19 protein-coding genes and 1 pseudogene are annotated in these 16,368 nt (G+C 42.5%); 6 read left to right on the top strand and 14 right to left on the bottom strand.

Going from position 1 to position 16,368, the window contains the following annotated elements; translation table 11 throughout:
• Nucleotides 1-93: 93 nt before the first annotated feature.
• Nucleotides 94-1,050 carry a methylenetetrahydrofolate reductase gene (locus tag CKO50_RS21590; RefSeq protein WP_095729841.1) on the top strand — a complete coding sequence of 319 codons (957 nt, stop codon included), beginning with the start codon at nt 94-96 and terminating at the stop codon, nt 1,048-1,050.
• A 384-nt stretch (nt 1,051-1,434) separates the two neighbouring features.
• Here the strand turns inward: CKO50_RS21590 and CKO50_RS21580 are convergent, their stop codons facing one another.
• From CKO50_RS21580 to folB, 3 genes are read right to left on the bottom strand one after another with little or no spacing between them, the layout of a single operon-like run.
• Complete coding sequence (locus CKO50_RS21580) at nt 1,435-2,235, bottom strand: undecaprenyl-diphosphate phosphatase (protein ID WP_095729839.1); 801 nt, start codon at nt 2,233-2,235, stop codon at nt 1,435-1,437.
• Complete coding sequence (folK, locus tag CKO50_RS21575) at nt 2,232-2,720, bottom strand: 2-amino-4-hydroxy-6-hydroxymethyldihydropteridine diphosphokinase (protein WP_095729838.1); 489 nt, start codon at nt 2,718-2,720, stop codon at nt 2,232-2,234. Before folK ends, CKO50_RS21580 begins: the two co-directional genes overlap by 4 nt.
• Before the next feature lie 7 nt (nt 2,721-2,727).
• A complete protein-coding gene (gene folB, locus CKO50_RS21570) occupies nt 2,728-3,078 on the bottom strand; it encodes a dihydroneopterin aldolase (RefSeq protein WP_017216518.1) in 351 nt (116 codons plus the stop codon).
• A 124-nt stretch (nt 3,079-3,202) separates the two neighbouring features.
• On the opposite strand from folB, the gene plsY reads away from it, so the two are divergent.
• A complete protein-coding gene (plsY, locus tag CKO50_RS21565; RefSeq protein WP_026000874.1) occupies nt 3,203-3,793 on the top strand; it encodes a glycerol-3-phosphate 1-O-acyltransferase PlsY in 591 nt (196 codons plus the stop codon).
• Nucleotides 3,794-3,796: 3 nt separating this feature from the next.
• On the opposite strand, the gene tsaD is transcribed toward plsY, so the two are convergent.
• Genes tsaD through CKO50_RS21550 form a run of 3 tightly spaced genes read right to left on the bottom strand, consistent with a single transcriptional unit; the run spans nt 3,797 to nt 5,784 of the window.
• Nucleotides 3,797-4,810 (bottom strand): tRNA (adenosine(37)-N6)-threonylcarbamoyltransferase complex transferase subunit TsaD, encoded by a 1,014-nt coding sequence (gene tsaD / locus CKO50_RS21560; RefSeq protein WP_095729837.1) that lies wholly within the window; start codon nt 4,808-4,810, stop codon nt 3,797-3,799.
• Between the two features lie 49 nt (nt 4,811-4,859).
• A complete protein-coding gene (locus CKO50_RS21555) occupies nt 4,860-5,453 on the bottom strand; it encodes a YjaG family protein (RefSeq protein ID WP_095729836.1) in 594 nt (197 codons plus the stop codon).
• Nucleotides 5,437-5,784, bottom strand: a complete 348-nt coding sequence (locus tag CKO50_RS21550; RefSeq protein ID WP_095729835.1) for a DUF2007 domain-containing protein — start codon at nt 5,782-5,784, stop codon at nt 5,437-5,439. Before CKO50_RS21550 ends, CKO50_RS21555 begins: the two co-directional genes overlap by 17 nt.
• Nucleotides 5,785-5,893: 109 nt before the next feature.
• Here CKO50_RS21550 and CKO50_RS21545 point away from each other — a divergent pair, with 109 nt between their 5' ends.
• From CKO50_RS21545 to CKO50_RS21535, 3 genes are all read left to right on the top strand, one after another.
• The gene (locus CKO50_RS21545) at nt 5,894-6,292 is read left to right on the top strand and encodes a DUF2721 domain-containing protein (RefSeq protein WP_095729834.1); all 399 of its coding nucleotides are present in this window, start codon (nt 5,894-5,896) and stop codon (nt 6,290-6,292) included.
• Between the two features lie 58 nt (nt 6,293-6,350).
• Nucleotides 6,351-7,874: a DUF3369 domain-containing protein gene (locus CKO50_RS21540; protein WP_095729833.1), complete on the top strand. Its 1,524-nt coding sequence runs from the start codon at nt 6,351-6,353 to the stop codon at nt 7,872-7,874.
• 108 nt (nt 7,875-7,982) lie between these two features.
• Nucleotides 7,983-8,885 (top strand): LysR family transcriptional regulator, encoded by a 903-nt coding sequence (locus CKO50_RS21535; RefSeq protein ID WP_095729832.1) that lies wholly within the window; start codon nt 7,983-7,985, stop codon nt 8,883-8,885.
• 55 nt (nt 8,886-8,940) lie between these two features.
• Here CKO50_RS21535 and ubiA read toward each other — a convergent pair whose 3' ends face one another.
• Nucleotides 8,941-9,804, bottom strand: a complete 864-nt coding sequence (gene ubiA, locus CKO50_RS21530; protein ID WP_095729831.1) for a 4-hydroxybenzoate octaprenyltransferase — start codon at nt 9,802-9,804, stop codon at nt 8,941-8,943.
• On the bottom strand, nt 9,797-10,330 hold the full coding sequence (locus CKO50_RS21525; RefSeq protein WP_095729830.1) for a chorismate lyase: 534 nt from the start codon (nt 10,328-10,330) through the stop codon (nt 9,797-9,799). Before CKO50_RS21525 ends, ubiA begins: the two co-directional genes overlap by 8 nt.
• A gap of 151 nt (nt 10,331-10,481) precedes the next feature.
• On the opposite strand from CKO50_RS21525, the gene CKO50_RS21520 reads away from it, so the two are divergent.
• A complete protein-coding gene (locus CKO50_RS21520) occupies nt 10,482-10,877 on the top strand; it encodes a flagellar basal body-associated protein FliL (protein WP_095729829.1) in 396 nt (131 codons plus the stop codon).
• Nucleotides 10,878-10,933: 56 nt separating this feature from the next.
• Here the strand turns inward: CKO50_RS21520 and glpG are convergent, their stop codons facing one another.
• From glpG to CKO50_RS21490, 6 genes and pseudogenes are all read right to left on the bottom strand, one after another.
• The gene (glpG, locus tag CKO50_RS21515; RefSeq protein WP_095729828.1) at nt 10,934-11,761 is read right to left on the bottom strand and encodes a rhomboid family intramembrane serine protease GlpG; all 828 of its coding nucleotides are present in this window, start codon (nt 11,759-11,761) and stop codon (nt 10,934-10,936) included.
• Nucleotides 11,758-12,075 (bottom strand): thiosulfate sulfurtransferase GlpE, encoded by a 318-nt coding sequence (gene glpE / locus CKO50_RS21510; RefSeq protein ID WP_095729827.1) that lies wholly within the window; start codon nt 12,073-12,075, stop codon nt 11,758-11,760. The genes glpG and glpE overlap by 4 nt, the downstream gene beginning before the upstream one ends.
• A gap of 104 nt (nt 12,076-12,179) precedes the next feature.
• A complete protein-coding gene (gene tdh, locus CKO50_RS21505) occupies nt 12,180-13,205 on the bottom strand; it encodes an L-threonine 3-dehydrogenase (RefSeq protein ID WP_095729826.1) in 1,026 nt (341 codons plus the stop codon).
• Nucleotides 13,206-13,249: 44 nt separating this feature from the next.
• A pseudogene (locus CKO50_RS21500) lies at nt 13,250-14,442 on the bottom strand (glycine C-acetyltransferase).
• Nucleotides 14,443-14,656: 214 nt separating this feature from the next.
• On the bottom strand, nt 14,657-15,211 hold the full coding sequence (gmhB, locus tag CKO50_RS21495; protein WP_095729825.1) for a D-glycero-beta-D-manno-heptose 1,7-bisphosphate 7-phosphatase: 555 nt from the start codon (nt 15,209-15,211) through the stop codon (nt 14,657-14,659).
• A complete protein-coding gene (locus tag CKO50_RS21490; protein WP_176474728.1) occupies nt 15,204-16,256 on the bottom strand; it encodes a glycosyltransferase family 9 protein in 1,053 nt (350 codons plus the stop codon). Before CKO50_RS21490 ends, gmhB begins: the two co-directional genes overlap by 8 nt.
• Nucleotides 16,257-16,368 lie beyond the last annotated feature (112 nt).

Genomic DNA, 16,368 nt, shown 5'->3' with positions numbered 1-16,368 from the left:
TGAAATTCTTTCATTAAAAAAAATCTATCTAGACGTCTAAATGGCTGCTATATTAGTAAAGAGATACAGAAATGCTTTTGTGGAATGAGGATTATGGCTTTAACGCTTCAAGAGAAAATCATTGACCCTAACCAAGGGGTATATTTAATTGGTACCACACCACCTAAGATTGGCACTGACCCACAGCAGCTAAAATCAATTGCCGCTAAGCTTTTGGGCCGTTTACATGAGATTGAATACGACGGCGTGATCATCTATGACATTCAAGATGAAAGCAGTCGTACTCAAGTACCACGTCCATTTCCTTTTAAGCACACCGTTGATCCGTGTGAATATAGTCAGTTGATCCGCGAACTGTCGCACCTTGATGTAATTACGTATAAAAGTGTGGCACAGCGCGATAGTGAAGCTTTTGGCGATTGGTTAAGCAGCACTAAACAGCAATATGGGTTAAACAATCTAGTATTAGTGGGCAGCCCGTCTTCACAGGGCGATATTAAGTTGCCGCTTTCTGAAGCCTATAAGGTATTGAAGCATCACCAAGATGACTTTTTCTTGGGTGGTGTAACCATCGCAGAGCGCCATGCCAGTAAGCGTAATGAACACGAAAGGCTGGTAGATAAAACAGAGCAAGGCTGCCAATTCTTTGTTTCCCAAGCGGTATATGACGCTCAAGCAACCATAGATCTTATCACGAGCTATGCGCGCACCTGTAAACAGCAAGGGCAAACACCAAAACGCATTATTCTTACCTTTACTCCATGTGGTGGGGAAAAGACCTTACAGTTTATGGAGTGGCTGGGGATCTCAGTACCAGAAGCGACCAAATGGCGCATGTTAGATGCAGACAATACACTAAGTGAGTCAATTCGTATTTGTAGAGAAAATCTAGATCAAATCTTAAAAAGCTGCTCGCATCTAGATATTTCTCTGGGCCTAAATATTGAGAGCTTAACAAACCGCAAAGAAGAAATTGACGCATCAATAAACCTTTATAGGCTATTGAAGGCAACCATGGAATTATGCCTTGCGGAAAAGCAAATTGCTTAATGCAGTCTAGGGCCTGTTGCTCTTCCAAGTTTGTTTTTGCAGCAGTTTGATTGGTATTTACACAAGGCAGAGCCTGCGTAGCATAGTCATTCTATGTAAGTCTGGCGATAAAGACTTTGTGCTCCTGCAAAGTCACCTTACCCCACATCCTTGTGGGGCAACACAGAAGAAATGCTAATCAAGCGCTGCCCTTTGGGTTCACCTGAGTGCGCTTTGTTCATTGTTGCTCAACTTTTGCCTAGATTACTAGGCGGCAAGTCGAGCGTCGCGACCAAAACACACTCAGAAGAACAAAAATCAAACAGCGAAGGCCAACAGGCCCTAAAGCCAGCTTCATCAAGCTGGCTTTTCTGTTAAGCTTGATTAGGTTATCCAAAGGTCAGATTAACTTAGGCTCAAGAAAGCGATTAACCCTACCCCAAGTAACAAGCGGTAAATGACGAATGGCATCATGCCCATGCGCTCTATGATTTTCAGGAAAAAGAAGATGCAGGCATAAGCTGAGATAAACGACAGTGCCGCACCACTTAATAGCGCATTCCAATCAACCACTTCATCGCCCGTTGCAAGCTCTAAACTGTAATACAGCCCCATCATAGAAATGACCGGAATAGACATTAAAAACGAAAAGCGCGCCGCACTTTTCTTATCAAGCCCGAGTAATAAACCTGCGGTGATGGTAATACCAGAACGCGATGTGCCGGGAATAACAGCGGTAATTTGCGCAAGCCCCAGTATCAATGCGCTTTTCCAGTTTAAGGCAAACTCATCTTTGATTTGTCTCGCTTTCACATCGGCATACCAAAGCAATAAACCAAATACTATCGTCGATGTTGCAATCACCCATGCACTACGTAAGTAAACTTCTACGATATCTTTAAGTAGTGGGGCTAAGATCACGAATGGAATGGTGGCAACCACAATACACCAAGTCAGTCGGCTTTCTTTCGAGTGCAAACCAGAGAATGATTTGAACCATCCGGTCAGTAAGCTGACAATGTCTTGTCGAAAATAAATAACGACAGCCAGCAAAGTACCAACATGAACAGCAACATCAAAGGCAAGACCCTGATCTTGCCAACCTAGTACCTGAGATGGTAGCAGTAAATGGGCAGAACTCGAAATAGGTAAAAATTCAGTGAGACCTTGAATAATTGCAAGGACGACAATCTCAATAAAGCTCATTGCTTGGGAAACTCCACTTTCCATAATTTTTGAGTTGGGTTGTGATACTCCTGCCATAACTGAGCAATGCTTTTACCCTCAACAGGATGGATAAAATCAGGAGCTAGTTCAGCTAATGGCTGAAGCACGAAGGCATTTTTGGTTATTTCATCCCGAGGCAACTGAGCGGGTGATGAACAAATAAGGTGGTCATAAAAGAGAATATCGAGATCTAATGTGCGTGGACTAAACTTCTTTTCACTACAGCGACGACCATGATCGTATTCTATCGACTTGAGCAGTTTATACACCTCATCTAAAGACAGCTGTGTTTGTGCAGCAAAGACCGAGTTATAGAAATTATTCCCAGCAAACCCGACAGCTTCACTCTCAAAAACACTTGAATGTTGAAAATCCGGAAAGTGTTCTATCAATACGCTCAAGCCACTCAGCAAGTTTTTTTCTTTTTCTATGTTTGAGCCGAGACTGATAAAAATTTGTGCCATGATAATTCTACTTCTTACGCACAATTTCTACACCAACCGTTTGTGCTTGTGGCACGGCAGCAGGTTTACTCACTTTTATAAGCACCTGTTGTACATTAAATTCATTTAGGATCATTGCGGCAAGCTGTTCAACTAACGTTTCTAATAGCTCAACTGGTTTTGCTTGGGTATGCGCAATAATGCGCTCACTCACTTTGGCATAATCAACCGCCAAATTAATATCGTCATGGCGAGCGGCAGCGCTAATATCGGTCAACATCTCAACATCAAAGTAAAGGCTTTGTTTACTTTCTTTTTCAAAGTCGTACACTCCTATTATGGCTTCGACGTGTAGCTGTGAGATATAGACTTTATCCATGTAAACTCCAAACATGTTTATCGCTGTAATTCACCCGCATTTTCTAATCGCAATTCGCGATCTGTGCAGGACTTAAGACCGCCGATCATAGCCCAAAATAACGCAATAAAAAATAAGGAAGACAGTGTTAATCAGTTTAATGTGCGTATGTGCTTATTTATTGGGATCGATTTCCTCAGCGATTCTGGTGTGTCGGTTATTCAACCTGCCAGATCCACGCTTTAATGGTTCTAATAATCCAGGCGCAACCAATGTATTAAGATTGGGAGGAAAGATCCCAGCTGCGCTGGTGCTCGTCTTTGATATTTTAAAGGGAACCATCCCAGTGTGGGGAGCCTACTTTCTGAAAATAGAACCTGTATGGTTAGGTGCAATAGCCGTAAGCGCATGCCTTGGTCACATTTATCCTATTTTCTTCCACTTTAACGGTGGTAAAGCAGTAGCAACAGCATTTGGTGCACTATTGCCCATCGGCTTGTCATTGGGTGGACTATTGATTAGTACGTGGCTCGTGGTGCTAGCGATAACACGCTACTCTTCACTCGCAGCGATCGTCGCAGTTGCAGCTGCGCCACTTTACACATGGTGGATAAAACCGCTTTATACGGTGCCAGTTAGCTTTTTAACTGTGGTGATAATTATTCGTCATAGGGCAAATATTAAAAGGCTCTTAAGTGGTAAAGAGCCCAAGGTGGGGAAAAAATCCAAAGACTAGGACCTAGACTTTTTCTAGACTATCCAGCGGCCAACGCGGTTTGGTCTTCATATCAAGTGGCGCATGCTGACCTGCTTTTAGGCGCTGCATTCCTGCATAAGCTATCATCGCCCCATTATCTGTACAAAATTCAGTGCGTGGGTAATATACTTGCCCTTTCATGCCAAGCATCATGCGCTCAAGCTTTTGCCTAAGTTCAGTATTGGCGCTGACGCCACCTGCAATCACCAGGCTTTTAATGCCTGTTTCTTTCAGTGCCCGCTTACACTTAATCGCTAGTGTTTCTACGACCGCAGCTTGAAAGGCATGAGCAATATCAGCTTTCGTTTGCTCGTCATCGCCTTCATTACGGATCGTGTTTGCCGCTGCAGTTTTTAATCCACTGAAACTAAAATCCAGACCAGGTCTGTCTGTCATCGGTTTTGGAAAAGTAAATCGCCCTGCTTTACCCTGTGTCGCCATTTTCGCAAGCATTGGGCCGCCAGGATAATCAAGACCGAGTAGCTTTGCGGTTTTATCAAATGCTTCACCAGCGGCATCATCTACTGACTCACCAAGTACCTCATACTCACCGATACCTGAGACTTTGACCATCATGGTATGGCCACCAGAAACTAACAACGCAACGAATGGGAACTCTGGTTTATCGTCTTCAAGCATAGGGGCAAGCAAATGGCCTTCCATATGATGTACGGCAACGGCTGGGATCCCCCAACCAAATGCTAACGAGCGACCAATTGAGGTGCCAACCAACAAAGCACCGACCAAACCCGGCCCTGCGGTATAAGCAATGCCATCAAGATCTTCTGGACCACAACCCGCTTGCGCGAAAGCAGCTTCAATAAGAGGAATTGTTTTGCGTACATGATCACGAGAAGCAAGTTCAGGCACTACCCCACCATAATCGGCGTGTACTTTTACCTGAGAATATAATTGATGTGCCAACAGCCCTTGCTCATCATCATAAATAGCAATACCCGTCTCATCACATGAGGATTCTATACCCAAAATACGCAAGTTACTTTCTCCAAACTCTTTACTGCAGCCGCTGATTATACGAAATCAACTACTCAAGTTCCAAACCAATATTTGTTTGGCCGTCAGCTAGTGCCAAATCCTTTAGCGACTTCACCGATTCGCTGCTAATACGCCCCATATTTTCCACATGTTCGATAAGCTCAGCGAGGATTTCAATTTCATACTGCATCTGCGGGTGCTCACGCACTAACTCATTCGTTGGAGATATATCTTCCGCCATCAACATAAACTCGATGTATTTAGCTACCGTTGCCTGAGAAATTTTGGCAACGCTCACAAACTCATGCTCATCTTTTGTCATCAAACCTTGCAACATGCCCAACAGCGCTGTTGCTACGTCAATTGCGGGATAGGTACCAAACATATCAAATTCACTGAGCTCAGGTACATTTGGTTCTACCTTTTCAACCAACTTTTCTAAGCTAATTTTGCTCTTTGGCAGTAGTATTTTCTCCCAAATTAAATTCAGCGCATTTCTGAGTACTTGCTCGTCGCCAAAACCCGTTGCCTCACTAAATAGTGAATAATTTGGCAACATACGCTCAATAATAGCAGCGCCTAAGACTGCCTTTTGAAGATAATTTAACTCTCTAATTCTTTGAAAGTTATTTGCTTTGCTCATGCTTATTTCCACATTGCCAGCAATATTCAAACGCTGGACCATTTAATTCTGCACAGTGGTTACATAGCCAATCCGACAGCTCGGCGGCACTGCGATGACGTGATTTGTTATAGTTTACCAATATTTCATGAGCCTCGGGTAACTTTATTGCATAAACAAAGAGCTTGATGGCTGCTTGCTCTGCTGGAATTTCACCAATAGCACCTGACAAATGTTCACCTTGTAAGCGAACCTGAATATTCGCTTGTTCTAGTTGGCCTTTGAGTAAATGTGCTTCAACAAAGCCACTAATAGCGCACAATTGCACCCAGTGAAAAGACGGTTCACTCATTACATTATCTTCTCTATTAAATTAGCACTCAATGTGCTCATTTGTTTCTTGATAAAATGATTCATTATCATCACACTTAATCATCACGCTATTCCATTAAAGTACGACTATGACTCTAACAACACCAGGCCTATTATTCCCAGCAATTTCTTTGTTATTACTCGCTTACACCAATCGCTTTTTGGTACTTGCACAATTGATCCGTGAATTAAACGCCCGAGAAGGCGATACCATAAGGCCTTTGGTTAAAGCACAAATCGAAAACTTAAGAAAACGAATTAGATTAATCAGACGAATGCAAGTGTGGGGCGTAATTGCATTTTTACTTTGTACGTCTTCAATGTTTGCCTTATTTCTTGAAATATCCTTGCTTGGTATCACATTGTTTGGCGCAAGTCTCTGTAGCCTAACCTTGTCATTGTTACTTTCTCTTTATGAAATCCACATTTCTTGCGATGCAATCGAACTAGAATTGCAAAATATCGAGAAAAAACCACAACAAGATTAGCGGCCTTGTTACTGCCGACTATACTAACGTTGAGTCAGCATAAAAAGAGGAGCAATCTGTGAGCGGATTTTTGTTCTCAGATGAAGTGCTAGAAAGCCCTACAAATAAAATGGCCGAAACCTACTGGGATATTCTGGTTGTAGATGATGAAGAAGACATTCACCAAGTGACTAAATTAGTGTTATCTGGCTTTCGATTTGAGAATAAAGCACTGAGATTTCATCACGCCTACTCTGCACAAGAAGCAAAAGCCATCTTGGACACGGAGCGGAATATCTCTGTAGGTCTCATTGATGTCGTAATGGAAAGTAACCATGCCGGGCTTGATTTAGTACGATATATCCGCGATGACTTAGCAAACTTTGATATTCGTCTTGTGCTGCGCACAGGGCAACCAGGAGAAGCCCCAGAAGAATCGGTCATTCGCGATTACGATATTAATGACTATAAGAACAAAACCGAGCTCACTGCCGTCAAGCTAAAAACACTACTCTATTCTGCTTTACGCGCTCATCGGGATATTCAAACCATCGAAAAGCACAAAATGGGCCTTGAGCGCATTATTGATGCATCTTCTAACTTTTTGAAGTGCAGCAATATTCAGGATTTTGCATCAACCATATTATCCCATGTATCCGCTGTTATGGGATTATCTGATTCGGAAATATATTGTGCAGCAGCAGTAAACCATCAAGCCAATGAACCTGCAAAATTTAAACTCCTTGCGGCCTCAGGAGCGGGCGTAGAACCCAGTAATGTTACCTTACCTGAGAATGTACAAAACCTGTTCATAGAAACACATAATAAAAAAACATCGATAAAAACTCGTAATGAATATATTGGCTACTTCCCTTCTCGAGAAGGAAGTGAAACGATGATTTATGTGAGTAAAGACAGCGAACTTCATAGCATGGACTTTCAGCTACTTGAATTTTTTGCAAACAATATAGCGCTAGCCTACGACAACTTAAAGTTGCGTGAAACCGTCAAAGATTCTCAAAAAGAGCTTTCTTACATTCTGGGTGAAGCCGTCGAAAAACGCTCGAAAGAAACAGGCTCACACGTAAAACGCGTGGCACATTATAGTATGCTGCTGGCGCAGTTATATGGGCTTTCTCACTACCAAGCAGAGATCATTAAACTGGCCTCTCCACTTCATGATATTGGCAAAATCAGTATTCCAGATCAAATACTAAATAAACCTGGAAAACTCACGGATGAAGAATGGATAATCATGCAGACCCATGCACAGCAAGGGTTTGAAATCTTAAAAAATTCAACAAATGAGATTTTGCAATGTGGTGCATTAATCGCTCATCAACATCACGAAAAGTGGGATGGTTCAGGATATCCTAGAGGTTTAAAGGGAGAGCAAATTAACATTGTCGGCAGGATCACTGCACTGGCAGATGTCTTTGATGCACTAGGAAGTGAGCGCTGTTATAAACCCGCTTGGCCACTAGATAAAGTAATAGATTTGCTAAATACTCAAAGTGGTAAACAATTTGAACCCAAATTGGTTGACCTTTTTCTAAAAAATCTGGAACAATTTATTGAGATACGTGACAGGTATCCTGACTAGCTTTGTAATCAGAATGTAAAAACTTCACTTTCTTTTTCCCACTTCGTGTATTATTATTGGGAAAAGACGTAATAAATGTGTTTTAGTTGAAATTAAAAGGAATTTCACATGAGATTTGAACAACTCGAGCAGTTCGTAGCATTAGGCAATCTTAGACATTTTAGACAAGCCGCAGAACAAACCCAGATCAGCACTTCAGCGCTTACTCGAAGCATCCAAACCCTTGAAGATGAAATTGGTTGTGAACTTGTTAAACGCTCTACACGTTCAGTAAAACTCACTGAGCAAGGTGAGCTTTTCTTAAAGTATTGCAAAACAACCTTATCTGAACTGGATTTAACCAAGAAAACCATCAAGCAAAGCTTGTTTGGTCGTGACAATCAAAAGTTAATTATTGGTTATACGACTCAAGCTAGCAGCATCGTACCAGTTTCTTGCGGTCAGTTTTTAGCTCAGTACCCTAATGTGAAGATCGAAATGCAGTTGCAAGATGAGCTGGAGCTTACTCGTAAGCTGCAACTTGGTGAGATTGATATCAGCGTGTATTTACAAAGTGCAAATAGCATAGTGAGTGATATTCACCTGCCTGATCAGTTAGTTTTATTTGTTTCGAGAAATCATCCTCTAGCAAATCAAGACAGCATCAGAAAATCCGAATTAACCCATTATCCTATGTATGGCTGTTTCTCACAGTCGAAGCAAGTACAAAGTATGCTTAATGAAGCCGTTGACTCGTTAAACAAATCAACGAGCGTTAAAATTGGTAATATTGAACAAGTAATTGATGGCTTGAAGAATAGCAATAGCTTTGCAATTGCTAGTATCGAACATTCAAAAACTATCGCACAAGATCCTAACTTAGTTTTCTTAAAAACCAATAAGGCATTGGACAGAGAACAATTGATTGTACAAACCAATCACCAAGTTGGTTCTAATGCGCATATAAATCACTTGCTTGAGCTAATTGAGGATGCTGCATCTTCATCTAGCAAGCAAACAGTAACTTATTAGTTGCTAAAAAAGCGGGCAAATAATCTATATTACTTGCCCGTTTTAATAATCCGCTTTAGAGCGGTAAAAACCCAAGCACGACCCCGGAAAAAATCGCCAAGCCAACATAATTATTGTTTAAAAAAGCCCAAAAACATCTGTCTCTGTCTCTGTAACGTATGGCATATTGCTGCCTAATAAGTAACACAGAAGCTGCAAGTAAGCCGCACCAAAAAGCGAGATTCAAGTCAAACGTTACACCAACTGCCGCCATCATCGCGATAAATGTGATGTTGAGCAACGCAATAATATGGAGATCCCATTTGCCGAATAAAATCGCAGTAGACTTTACCCCAATCTTCAAATCATCATCCCTATCTACCATGGCGTACATAGTGTCATAGGCGACAGTCCATATTAAATTCGCAGTAAACAATATCCAAGCAAGTACTGGCACACTTTGATTTACTGCCATAAAAGCCATCGGTATTGCCCAGCTAAAGGCTGCTCCAAGTACAATTTGAGGTAAGTTTGTATAACGTTTCATAAAAGGGTAGACAGCGGCTAATGCAAGCGCTCCAAAGGATAACGCAATGGTTTGCCAATTTAAAAAAAGCACCAAAATAAAAGCCACTGCGACCAAAATAGCAAATAGACCTAGCGCTTCTTTACTCGTCACGGCCCCTCTTGCAAGCGGTCTTGTCGCTGTACGCTTTACAGCCCCATCAACTTTGCGATCGGCAAAATCATTGATAACACAGCCCGCACTGCGCATTACTAATACACCCAGAGCAAAGATAACAATAAGCCAGATACTTGGGACACCTTCAGCTGCAAACCACAGTGACCAAAGTGTTGGCCACAATAATAGTAAAGTTCCGATTGGCTTATCTAATCGCATAAGTTGGCTGTAAGCCTGCCATTTCAGGTGATCAATCATAGAAGCTTTCCGATATAAAGACTTCACAAACTAAAATCTTTGCTTTGCCGTTTTTAAACCAGCTTCTTCTGGCAAATAAACTCTCTGGGACGACGCCAGTGGTGGGTGCAATAAGTTCAATCAGCGCCGGATAGTCAGAAGTAGCTAAACGAAGATACTCAAGGGTCCCGCGCTGCCAGTTTGAATCAGTAAACAGTAACTCACCCAAAGGTGTCTCACCAATTGCATCCATTCCGACAGTACATGCCTCCTCATTGAGCCAACTTTGTCCAAATACAGCTGCTTTACCGTTACAATTTAGCGTTACTTCTCGGCACCAAACCTGCTCAGAAAGATCTGTACGTAACGCACCTGGAGCGTTTCTGAGTTCATTAGCAAGCACAGTCACAGAAAATTTATCACAAGTTTCTTTTAATTTTGCGGTTAGAGATTGGGTCTCTAGTAAGTAGGGAGAAAGTGTAGGCTCAATATCCACCAACTGCGTATTCTTCAGCCAAGAGCGTTCTAAGGGTAATAGCAAAGGCAACGTTCTATTTCCGTTTTAAAAATCCGCGGTCATAATAGCAGAGCAGAGGCTTTCTAAAAAGTTTATGTTTGTGCTGAAGCCAACTGTAAAATCAACGCAATTATGTATAAACTAAGTAAAAAGTAATTTGTATTAGGATACCTAATTAAACATGAGACTGTTGGCTGTTGTACTCACATTATGCATTGCATTAACCACGACTTCCCCTGTAAAAGCGGACTCAACTATTGGGTATTACGGGTTTGAGCCAGATATCATCACAAACTACATAGGCCAGTCCAACAAAAAGCTCGGTTATGTCCGTGTTACCGTTGATCTAATGTTAAATGACGTTGCAAATATTGCCGTGGTTGAACATCATACACCTTTACTAAGAGATGCAATTGTACAGATCCTGAGTAAAGAAAACGAAGAAACTATTAAATCATTAACTGGTAGAGAAGAAATCAGAAAACGCTGTGCGGAAAAGCTAAAGACACTGCTAAAAGAAGAAACTGGGCAGGAAATTGTTCGAGATGTGCTTTTTACTAAATATTTATATCACTAGTTCAATCCGCTCACACAAGAACTCGGAAACGCTTGATCCCGAGTTCATATACATAATTAATTATTTTCTTTGAGCAACCTGTTGATAGGCCAAAATACCGCAACCAACATACCTGATAGCAATCCGAACAAATGCGCCCAGTTAGCCATATTGATAAAAAACATATCCGTAAATCCAAACAACATCCAAAGCAACATAAAGCCAACAACAGGCTTAGAGAGCAAAGCGGCTCCAGCAGGATTTCGATGACCAATTACCCAGCAAAAGCCTAATAATCCGTAGACCACACCACTTAGCCCACCAAAATTAGCGTCAACGAATAGGAACTGCATAAAATTACTGGTTAAGCCAGTTACAAAGTAGATGCAAACTAATGCCCAGAGTCCTAGTTTCTCTGAAATTTGCGCGCCAAGGTGTAACCACCAGCTTAAATTAAAAATCAAATGTATGGCGCTAAAATGTATGAGTGTAGGTGCTATCCAAGTCCAAGGTTTATCTAGGGAGAAACGTAGCGCAGAAAAGATGCCATTAGCGTCACCAAATAACATGGCGATAAAAATAATAATACTGACACCAAAAATCCCCTGTAATAACCAGTTTAATCCCAAAAATCGCCGTGCTAAGTTTAAGTTTTCACCTTGGTAGCTAAATAATCCTTGTGTACTTCCGGTTTGCCAAGAAGCCGCTTGATATAACTCAGCCTCGGGTTGCTCCAAAAACGTTTGCCAAAGGCGCATAGCAAGCGTTTCATCACCACGCTCTAGCCAAACTTCAACTTGTTGCCCATCGTGACTTTGCAAAACACAGTAAATCCCTTGCGTCTTAAAATAATCGACTGCACCTTGTGCTAGCCGTGCATTGTGATAATGGGCTATTAACTTCACTTTTCAATCTCGTTTGGCAATTCACTTGCCCACTGCGTAAAACCACCATCCATACTATAAACATCTTCAAAGCCCTGCTCTACTAGGTAATTAGCAGCGCCTTGTGAGGAGATACCGTGATAACACACAACCACGATTGGTTGGTCAAACTCTTTTTCCTGCATAAAATGCGCAAGATTAGCGTTAGATAAATGTTCAGCGCCTGGAATATGCCCTTGTGCAAAAGTATTTTCATCGCGAATGTCTGCTACCACAACATCATCATTGCCTAAAAGCGCTTGCGTGTTTGCTACTGAAATATGTTTAAAAGACATGTTTTACCCATTTAAAACTAAAAAATAAAAGACGGCTTAAGCCGTATCGACCTAGCCGCCTTTCTATTATAACTACTCATTCATGCACTAAGCAAAGTTGAGCATTAATCCCAATTCAGAATAACTTTACCTGATTGCCCTGAAATCATCGTATCAAAGCCTGTCTGGAAGTCATCAACATGGAACTGATGTGTAATGATTGGATCAAGGTTTAAGCCTGACTGGATCAAACTTGCCATTTTGTACCAAGTTTCAAACATTTCACGGCCGTAAATACCCTTGATCACTAGACCCTTGAAGATCACTTGGTTCCAATCCACCGCCATATCAGAAGGAGGAATGCCCAGTATTGCAATCTTACCACCATGGTTCATGCTGTTTAACATACCCTTAAATGCAGAAGGAACCCCTGACATTTCAAGTCCAACATCAAATCCTTCTGTCATATCAAGATCTTTCATAACCGTTTCGAGGCTTTCGCTGGCCACATTTACTGCTCGCGTAGCACCCATTTTAGTGGCAAGTTCAAGGCGATATTCGTTTACGTCTGTGATCACCACATGACGTGCACCAACGTGTTTCGCCACTGCCGCAGCCATAATACCAATTGGGCCAGCACCAGTAATGAGTACGTCTTCACCAACTAAGTCAAACGACAATGCGGTGTGCACTGCATTACCGAATGGGTCGAAGATAGAAGCGAGTTCATCAGAAATATTGTCGGGGATCTTAAACGCATTATAAGCAGGAATAACTAGGTATTCTGCAAATGAACCTTCTCGGTTAACACCTACCCCAATGGTGTTACGACATAGGTGAACACGGCCAGCACGACAATTACGACAATGACCGCATGTGATATGACCTTCACCAGATACTCGGTCGCCAATGCTAAAACCACGCACCTCTTGACCCATATCGACCACTTCACCTACGTATTCGTGTCCCACAACCATTGGAGTTGGGATCGTGTTTTGTGCCCACTCATCCCATTTGTAGATGTGTACGTCGGTACCACAAATTGCTGTTTTACGGATTTTGATCAATAGATCGTTGTGCCCTACTTCCGGTTTTGGCACATCCGCCATCCAAATTCCTTCTTCAGCTTTCAACTTGGATAATGCTTTCATAGTATTCGCTCGTTAGCTGCACCGGTTTAATGCCGGTGGCAAAATTAAATGACGCCTAGGTCTTTACCAATACGGGTAAAGGCTTCGATTGCTTTGTCTAGCTGCTCAGTCGTATGCGCAGCTGAAATTTGTGTTCTGATCCTAGCTTGACCTTTTGGCACAACAGGATAAGAGAAACCGATCACATAGATCCCTTCAGCTAGCAGTCTGTCAGCCATTTCTGAGGCCACTTTGGCATCGCCTAACATAACTGGAATAATCGCGTGATCTTTACCCGCACAAGTAAAGCCAACAGCTTCCATCTTAGTACGGAAGTAAGCTGCGTTATCCCATAGTTTAGCACGTAGGGCATCGCCTTCTTTCATCATGTCTAGTACTTTGATTGAAGCAGTAACAATTGAAGGCGCTAGCGAGTTTGAGAATAAATAAGGACGTGAACGCTGACGTAACCACTCCACGATTTCTTTCTTACCAGAGGTATAACCGCCCGATGCACCGCCAAGCGCTTTACCAAGCGTTCCTGTAATAATATCCACTCGGTCTAATACACCACAGTATTCCGGTGTTCCGCGGCCATTTTCGCCAACAAAGCCCACCGCGTGTGAATCATCAACCATCACTAATGCGTCGTACTTATCCGCTAAGTCACAAACCGCTTTTAAGTTACAAATAACGCCATCCATTGAGAATACGCCNTGGCGATAAGCTTGGTTTTCACACCAGCTTCATCAGCGGCTATTAACTGCTGCTCAAGATCAGCCATATCGTTGTTAGCATAGCGGAAACGCTTAGCTTTACATAAACGCACACCATCAATGATAGAAGCGTGATTTAATGAGTCCGAGATAATTGCATCTTCAGGGCCTAAGATAGTTTCGAATAAACCAGCATTGGCGTCAAAGCATGAAGAGTAAAGGATAGTATCTTCTGTTTCTAGAAATTCACTGATCTTTGCTTCAAGCGTTTTGTGAATATCTTGCGTACCACAGATAAAGCGCACCGACGCGACACCAAAACCATGGTCATCAAGGCCGCCCTGCGCCGCTTTAATTAGCTCTGGGTGGTTCGCCAAACCTAGATAGTTATTAGCACAGAAGTTAATTACACTTTCGCCAGTCGATACTGCAATTTCAGCTTGCTGCTGAGAAGTGATAATACGCTCTTTTTTATATAATCCTTCAGCTTTTACTTCTTCAATTTGTTGCTGAAGCTGGCTGTAGAAGGCCGATGCTCTCATCTGGGAGTCTCCATTTTTTGCACGGTGATAGTAAGCTACGCATCGCCATAGACGGTTGTCATTCTCACTATCAGAAGTTAACGCTTGTGCTAATTAGCTCAAGTTAATTGGAACGTACCAATTCAATCATACCTGGTACATTAAAAGATATCTTTATTTTAAAAGGTTCACACAATAAATGCACGATTTGCGACAACTGGCAGCAAACTTTATTTTACTCAGACAAAGATAGTGCGGCTGGTACCTCCGCCAACGACGCACATACTTTATCCGCGAGCTGTTGTTGCTCTTGACTAAAACTCTGCCCAGACTCAACTAAAATGGCTGTTTTTACGCCAGCAGCGCGGGCAGCCTTGATGTCTGAGACTTTGTCACCAATCATAATACTTTGCGTAGGATCCAAGTCATGCTCGACTATCGCTTGCAGCAGCATCCCGGGTTCAGGCTTACGACAGTCACACTCTACTTTATATGGGCCTTGTGCCTTTTCAGGGTGGTGAGGACAAAAATAAACACCAGCGATGTCAACACCATGCGCCATAAACTGCGCGCACATCCACTCGTTTAACGCGTGAAATTGTGCTTCATTATAGTAACCTCGACCAATACCCGACTGATTCGTCACGACCACAATTTTATAACCGACTTTGCTAAATGCTTGGCAGGCACTGAATACCCCGTCGATAAACTCAAAATCCGCGATTTTATGAACATAGGCGTGATCTTTATTAACAACGCCGTCTCTATCTAAAAATACAGCCTTATGCATTGGTCACAATCCTCTGCTCTTTTATTACCCGATCAAACATCGTAATTACTGCATCAACGGAAATTTGAGACATGAGTTCGCTACCTTTTACGCGTGCTCCCCAAGGTAATTGCTCTGCGGTTTTGCTCTTTTGCGCAATGAGATTTTGATGATAAACCTCAACCACATAGTCCTGATACAAGTATGGCCCTGTGCGAGTTGGGTTGGAGTGAGCATACAAACCGATCACCGGCGTTCCAACTGTCACAGCCATATGAGCAGGCCCGGTATCAGGTGCTAGCACCAATTCGGCTTGCTCCAACACACAAAGTAGGGTTTTCAAGTCAGTTTTTCCCACTAAGTTTAATAACTCAGCTTGACTGTATTGTTGAATTTCGGCTGCTAAGTTTTGCTCAAGTTCCGTTGGACCACCCGTTATCACCACGTGAAACCCCAATGCAGCAGCATGATCTGCAACCCTAGCATAACGCTCAGGAAGCCAATTGCGCTCGGCTTTACTTGCCGCAGGCGATATCACAAACACTTTCCCTTCGGGCAACAGTAATTTTGCCGCAGCTTGATGAGCTGCCGTCACGGGCATCTGCCATGTTGGCTCACCGCACTCAGCCCCAATTGCACGGGCAAAGTTTTGGAAACCCTCAAGCACATGTGGCGACTTTTGAGGTGCGATCCGCTTGTTGATAAACAAACTGTGTAACTCTTTTGAGCGCCCTTTATCAAAGCCTATTTTTTGCTTTGCAGGAATAACTCGCGCAACAAGGTTGGCTCTTAACGCAACCTGCATATGTAGTAATACGTCAAACTTTTGCCCTTTGAACTTTGCCTTTAACGCCTTGAGCGCGGCTTTACCCTGCTTTTTGTCAAATACGACGAGCTCAACACCGGGTAGGTCAGCCAGCAACATGGCTTCCACTTTACCTATCACCCACGTTATTTTCGCTTGCGGATGTGCGCGTTGGATCGCCTGTACAGCACTCACTGCATGGCACACATCGCCAATCGCAGAAAGTCGCAAAATACAAATAGAGGTCAAGGATTTGCTCAAAACAATAGTTCTCGTGGAAAGTAACAAGCGCTTGATCTTAAATTAATCAAACAAGTTTGCAAGTTTCACTGAGGATGAAAAATCGTTAGAATGTCACAATTGACTCTTAAGA

This window comes from Pseudoalteromonas sp. HM-SA03 (assembly GCF_002289345.1).
Classification (GTDB): Bacteria; Pseudomonadota; Gammaproteobacteria; order Enterobacterales; family Alteromonadaceae; genus Pseudoalteromonas.
This window is presented reverse-complemented; position numbering and strand designations above follow the sequence as displayed.

What these genes read in the sequence shown, in the direction of transcription:
- CKO50_RS21580 (WP_095729839.1), bottom strand. Translation starts at nt 2,235, where the DNA reads ATGAGCTTTATTGAGATTGTCGTCCTTGCAATTATTCAAGGTCTCACT.
- CKO50_RS21555 (WP_095729836.1), bottom strand. Translation starts at nt 5,453, where the DNA reads ATGAGCAAAGCAAATAACTTTCAAAGAATTAGAGAGTTAAATTATCTT.
- tdh (WP_095729826.1), bottom strand. Translation starts at nt 13,205, where the DNA reads ATGAAAGCATTATCCAAGTTGAAAGCTGAAGAAGGAATTTGGATGGCG.
- CKO50_RS21545 (WP_095729834.1), top strand. Translation starts at nt 5,894, where the DNA reads ATGACTCTAACAACACCAGGCCTATTATTCCCAGCAATTTCTTTGTTA.
- ubiA (WP_095729831.1), bottom strand. Translation starts at nt 9,804, where the DNA reads ATGATTGATCACCTGAAATGGCAGGCTTACAGCCAACTTATGCGATTA.
- CKO50_RS21550 (WP_095729835.1), bottom strand. Translation starts at nt 5,784, where the DNA reads ATGAGTGAACCGTCTTTTCACTGGGTGCAATTGTGCGCTATTAGTGGC.
- gmhB (WP_095729825.1), bottom strand. Translation starts at nt 15,211, where the DNA reads ATGCATAAGGCTGTATTTTTAGATAGAGACGGCGTTGTTAATAAAGAT.
- folK (WP_095729838.1), bottom strand. Translation starts at nt 2,720, where the DNA reads ATGGCACAAATTTTTATCAGTCTCGGCTCAAACATAGAAAAAGAAAAA.
- CKO50_RS21535 (WP_095729832.1), top strand. Translation starts at nt 7,983, where the DNA reads ATGAGATTTGAACAACTCGAGCAGTTCGTAGCATTAGGCAATCTTAGA.
- folB (WP_017216518.1), bottom strand. Translation starts at nt 3,078, where the DNA reads ATGGATAAAGTCTATATCTCACAGCTACACGTCGAAGCCATAATAGGA.
- CKO50_RS21520 (WP_095729829.1), top strand. Translation starts at nt 10,482, where the DNA reads ATGAGACTGTTGGCTGTTGTACTCACATTATGCATTGCATTAACCACG.
- glpE (WP_095729827.1), bottom strand. Translation starts at nt 12,075, where the DNA reads ATGTCTTTTAAACATATTTCAGTAGCAAACACGCAAGCGCTTTTAGGC.
- CKO50_RS21590 (WP_095729841.1), top strand. Translation starts at nt 94, where the DNA reads ATGGCTTTAACGCTTCAAGAGAAAATCATTGACCCTAACCAAGGGGTA.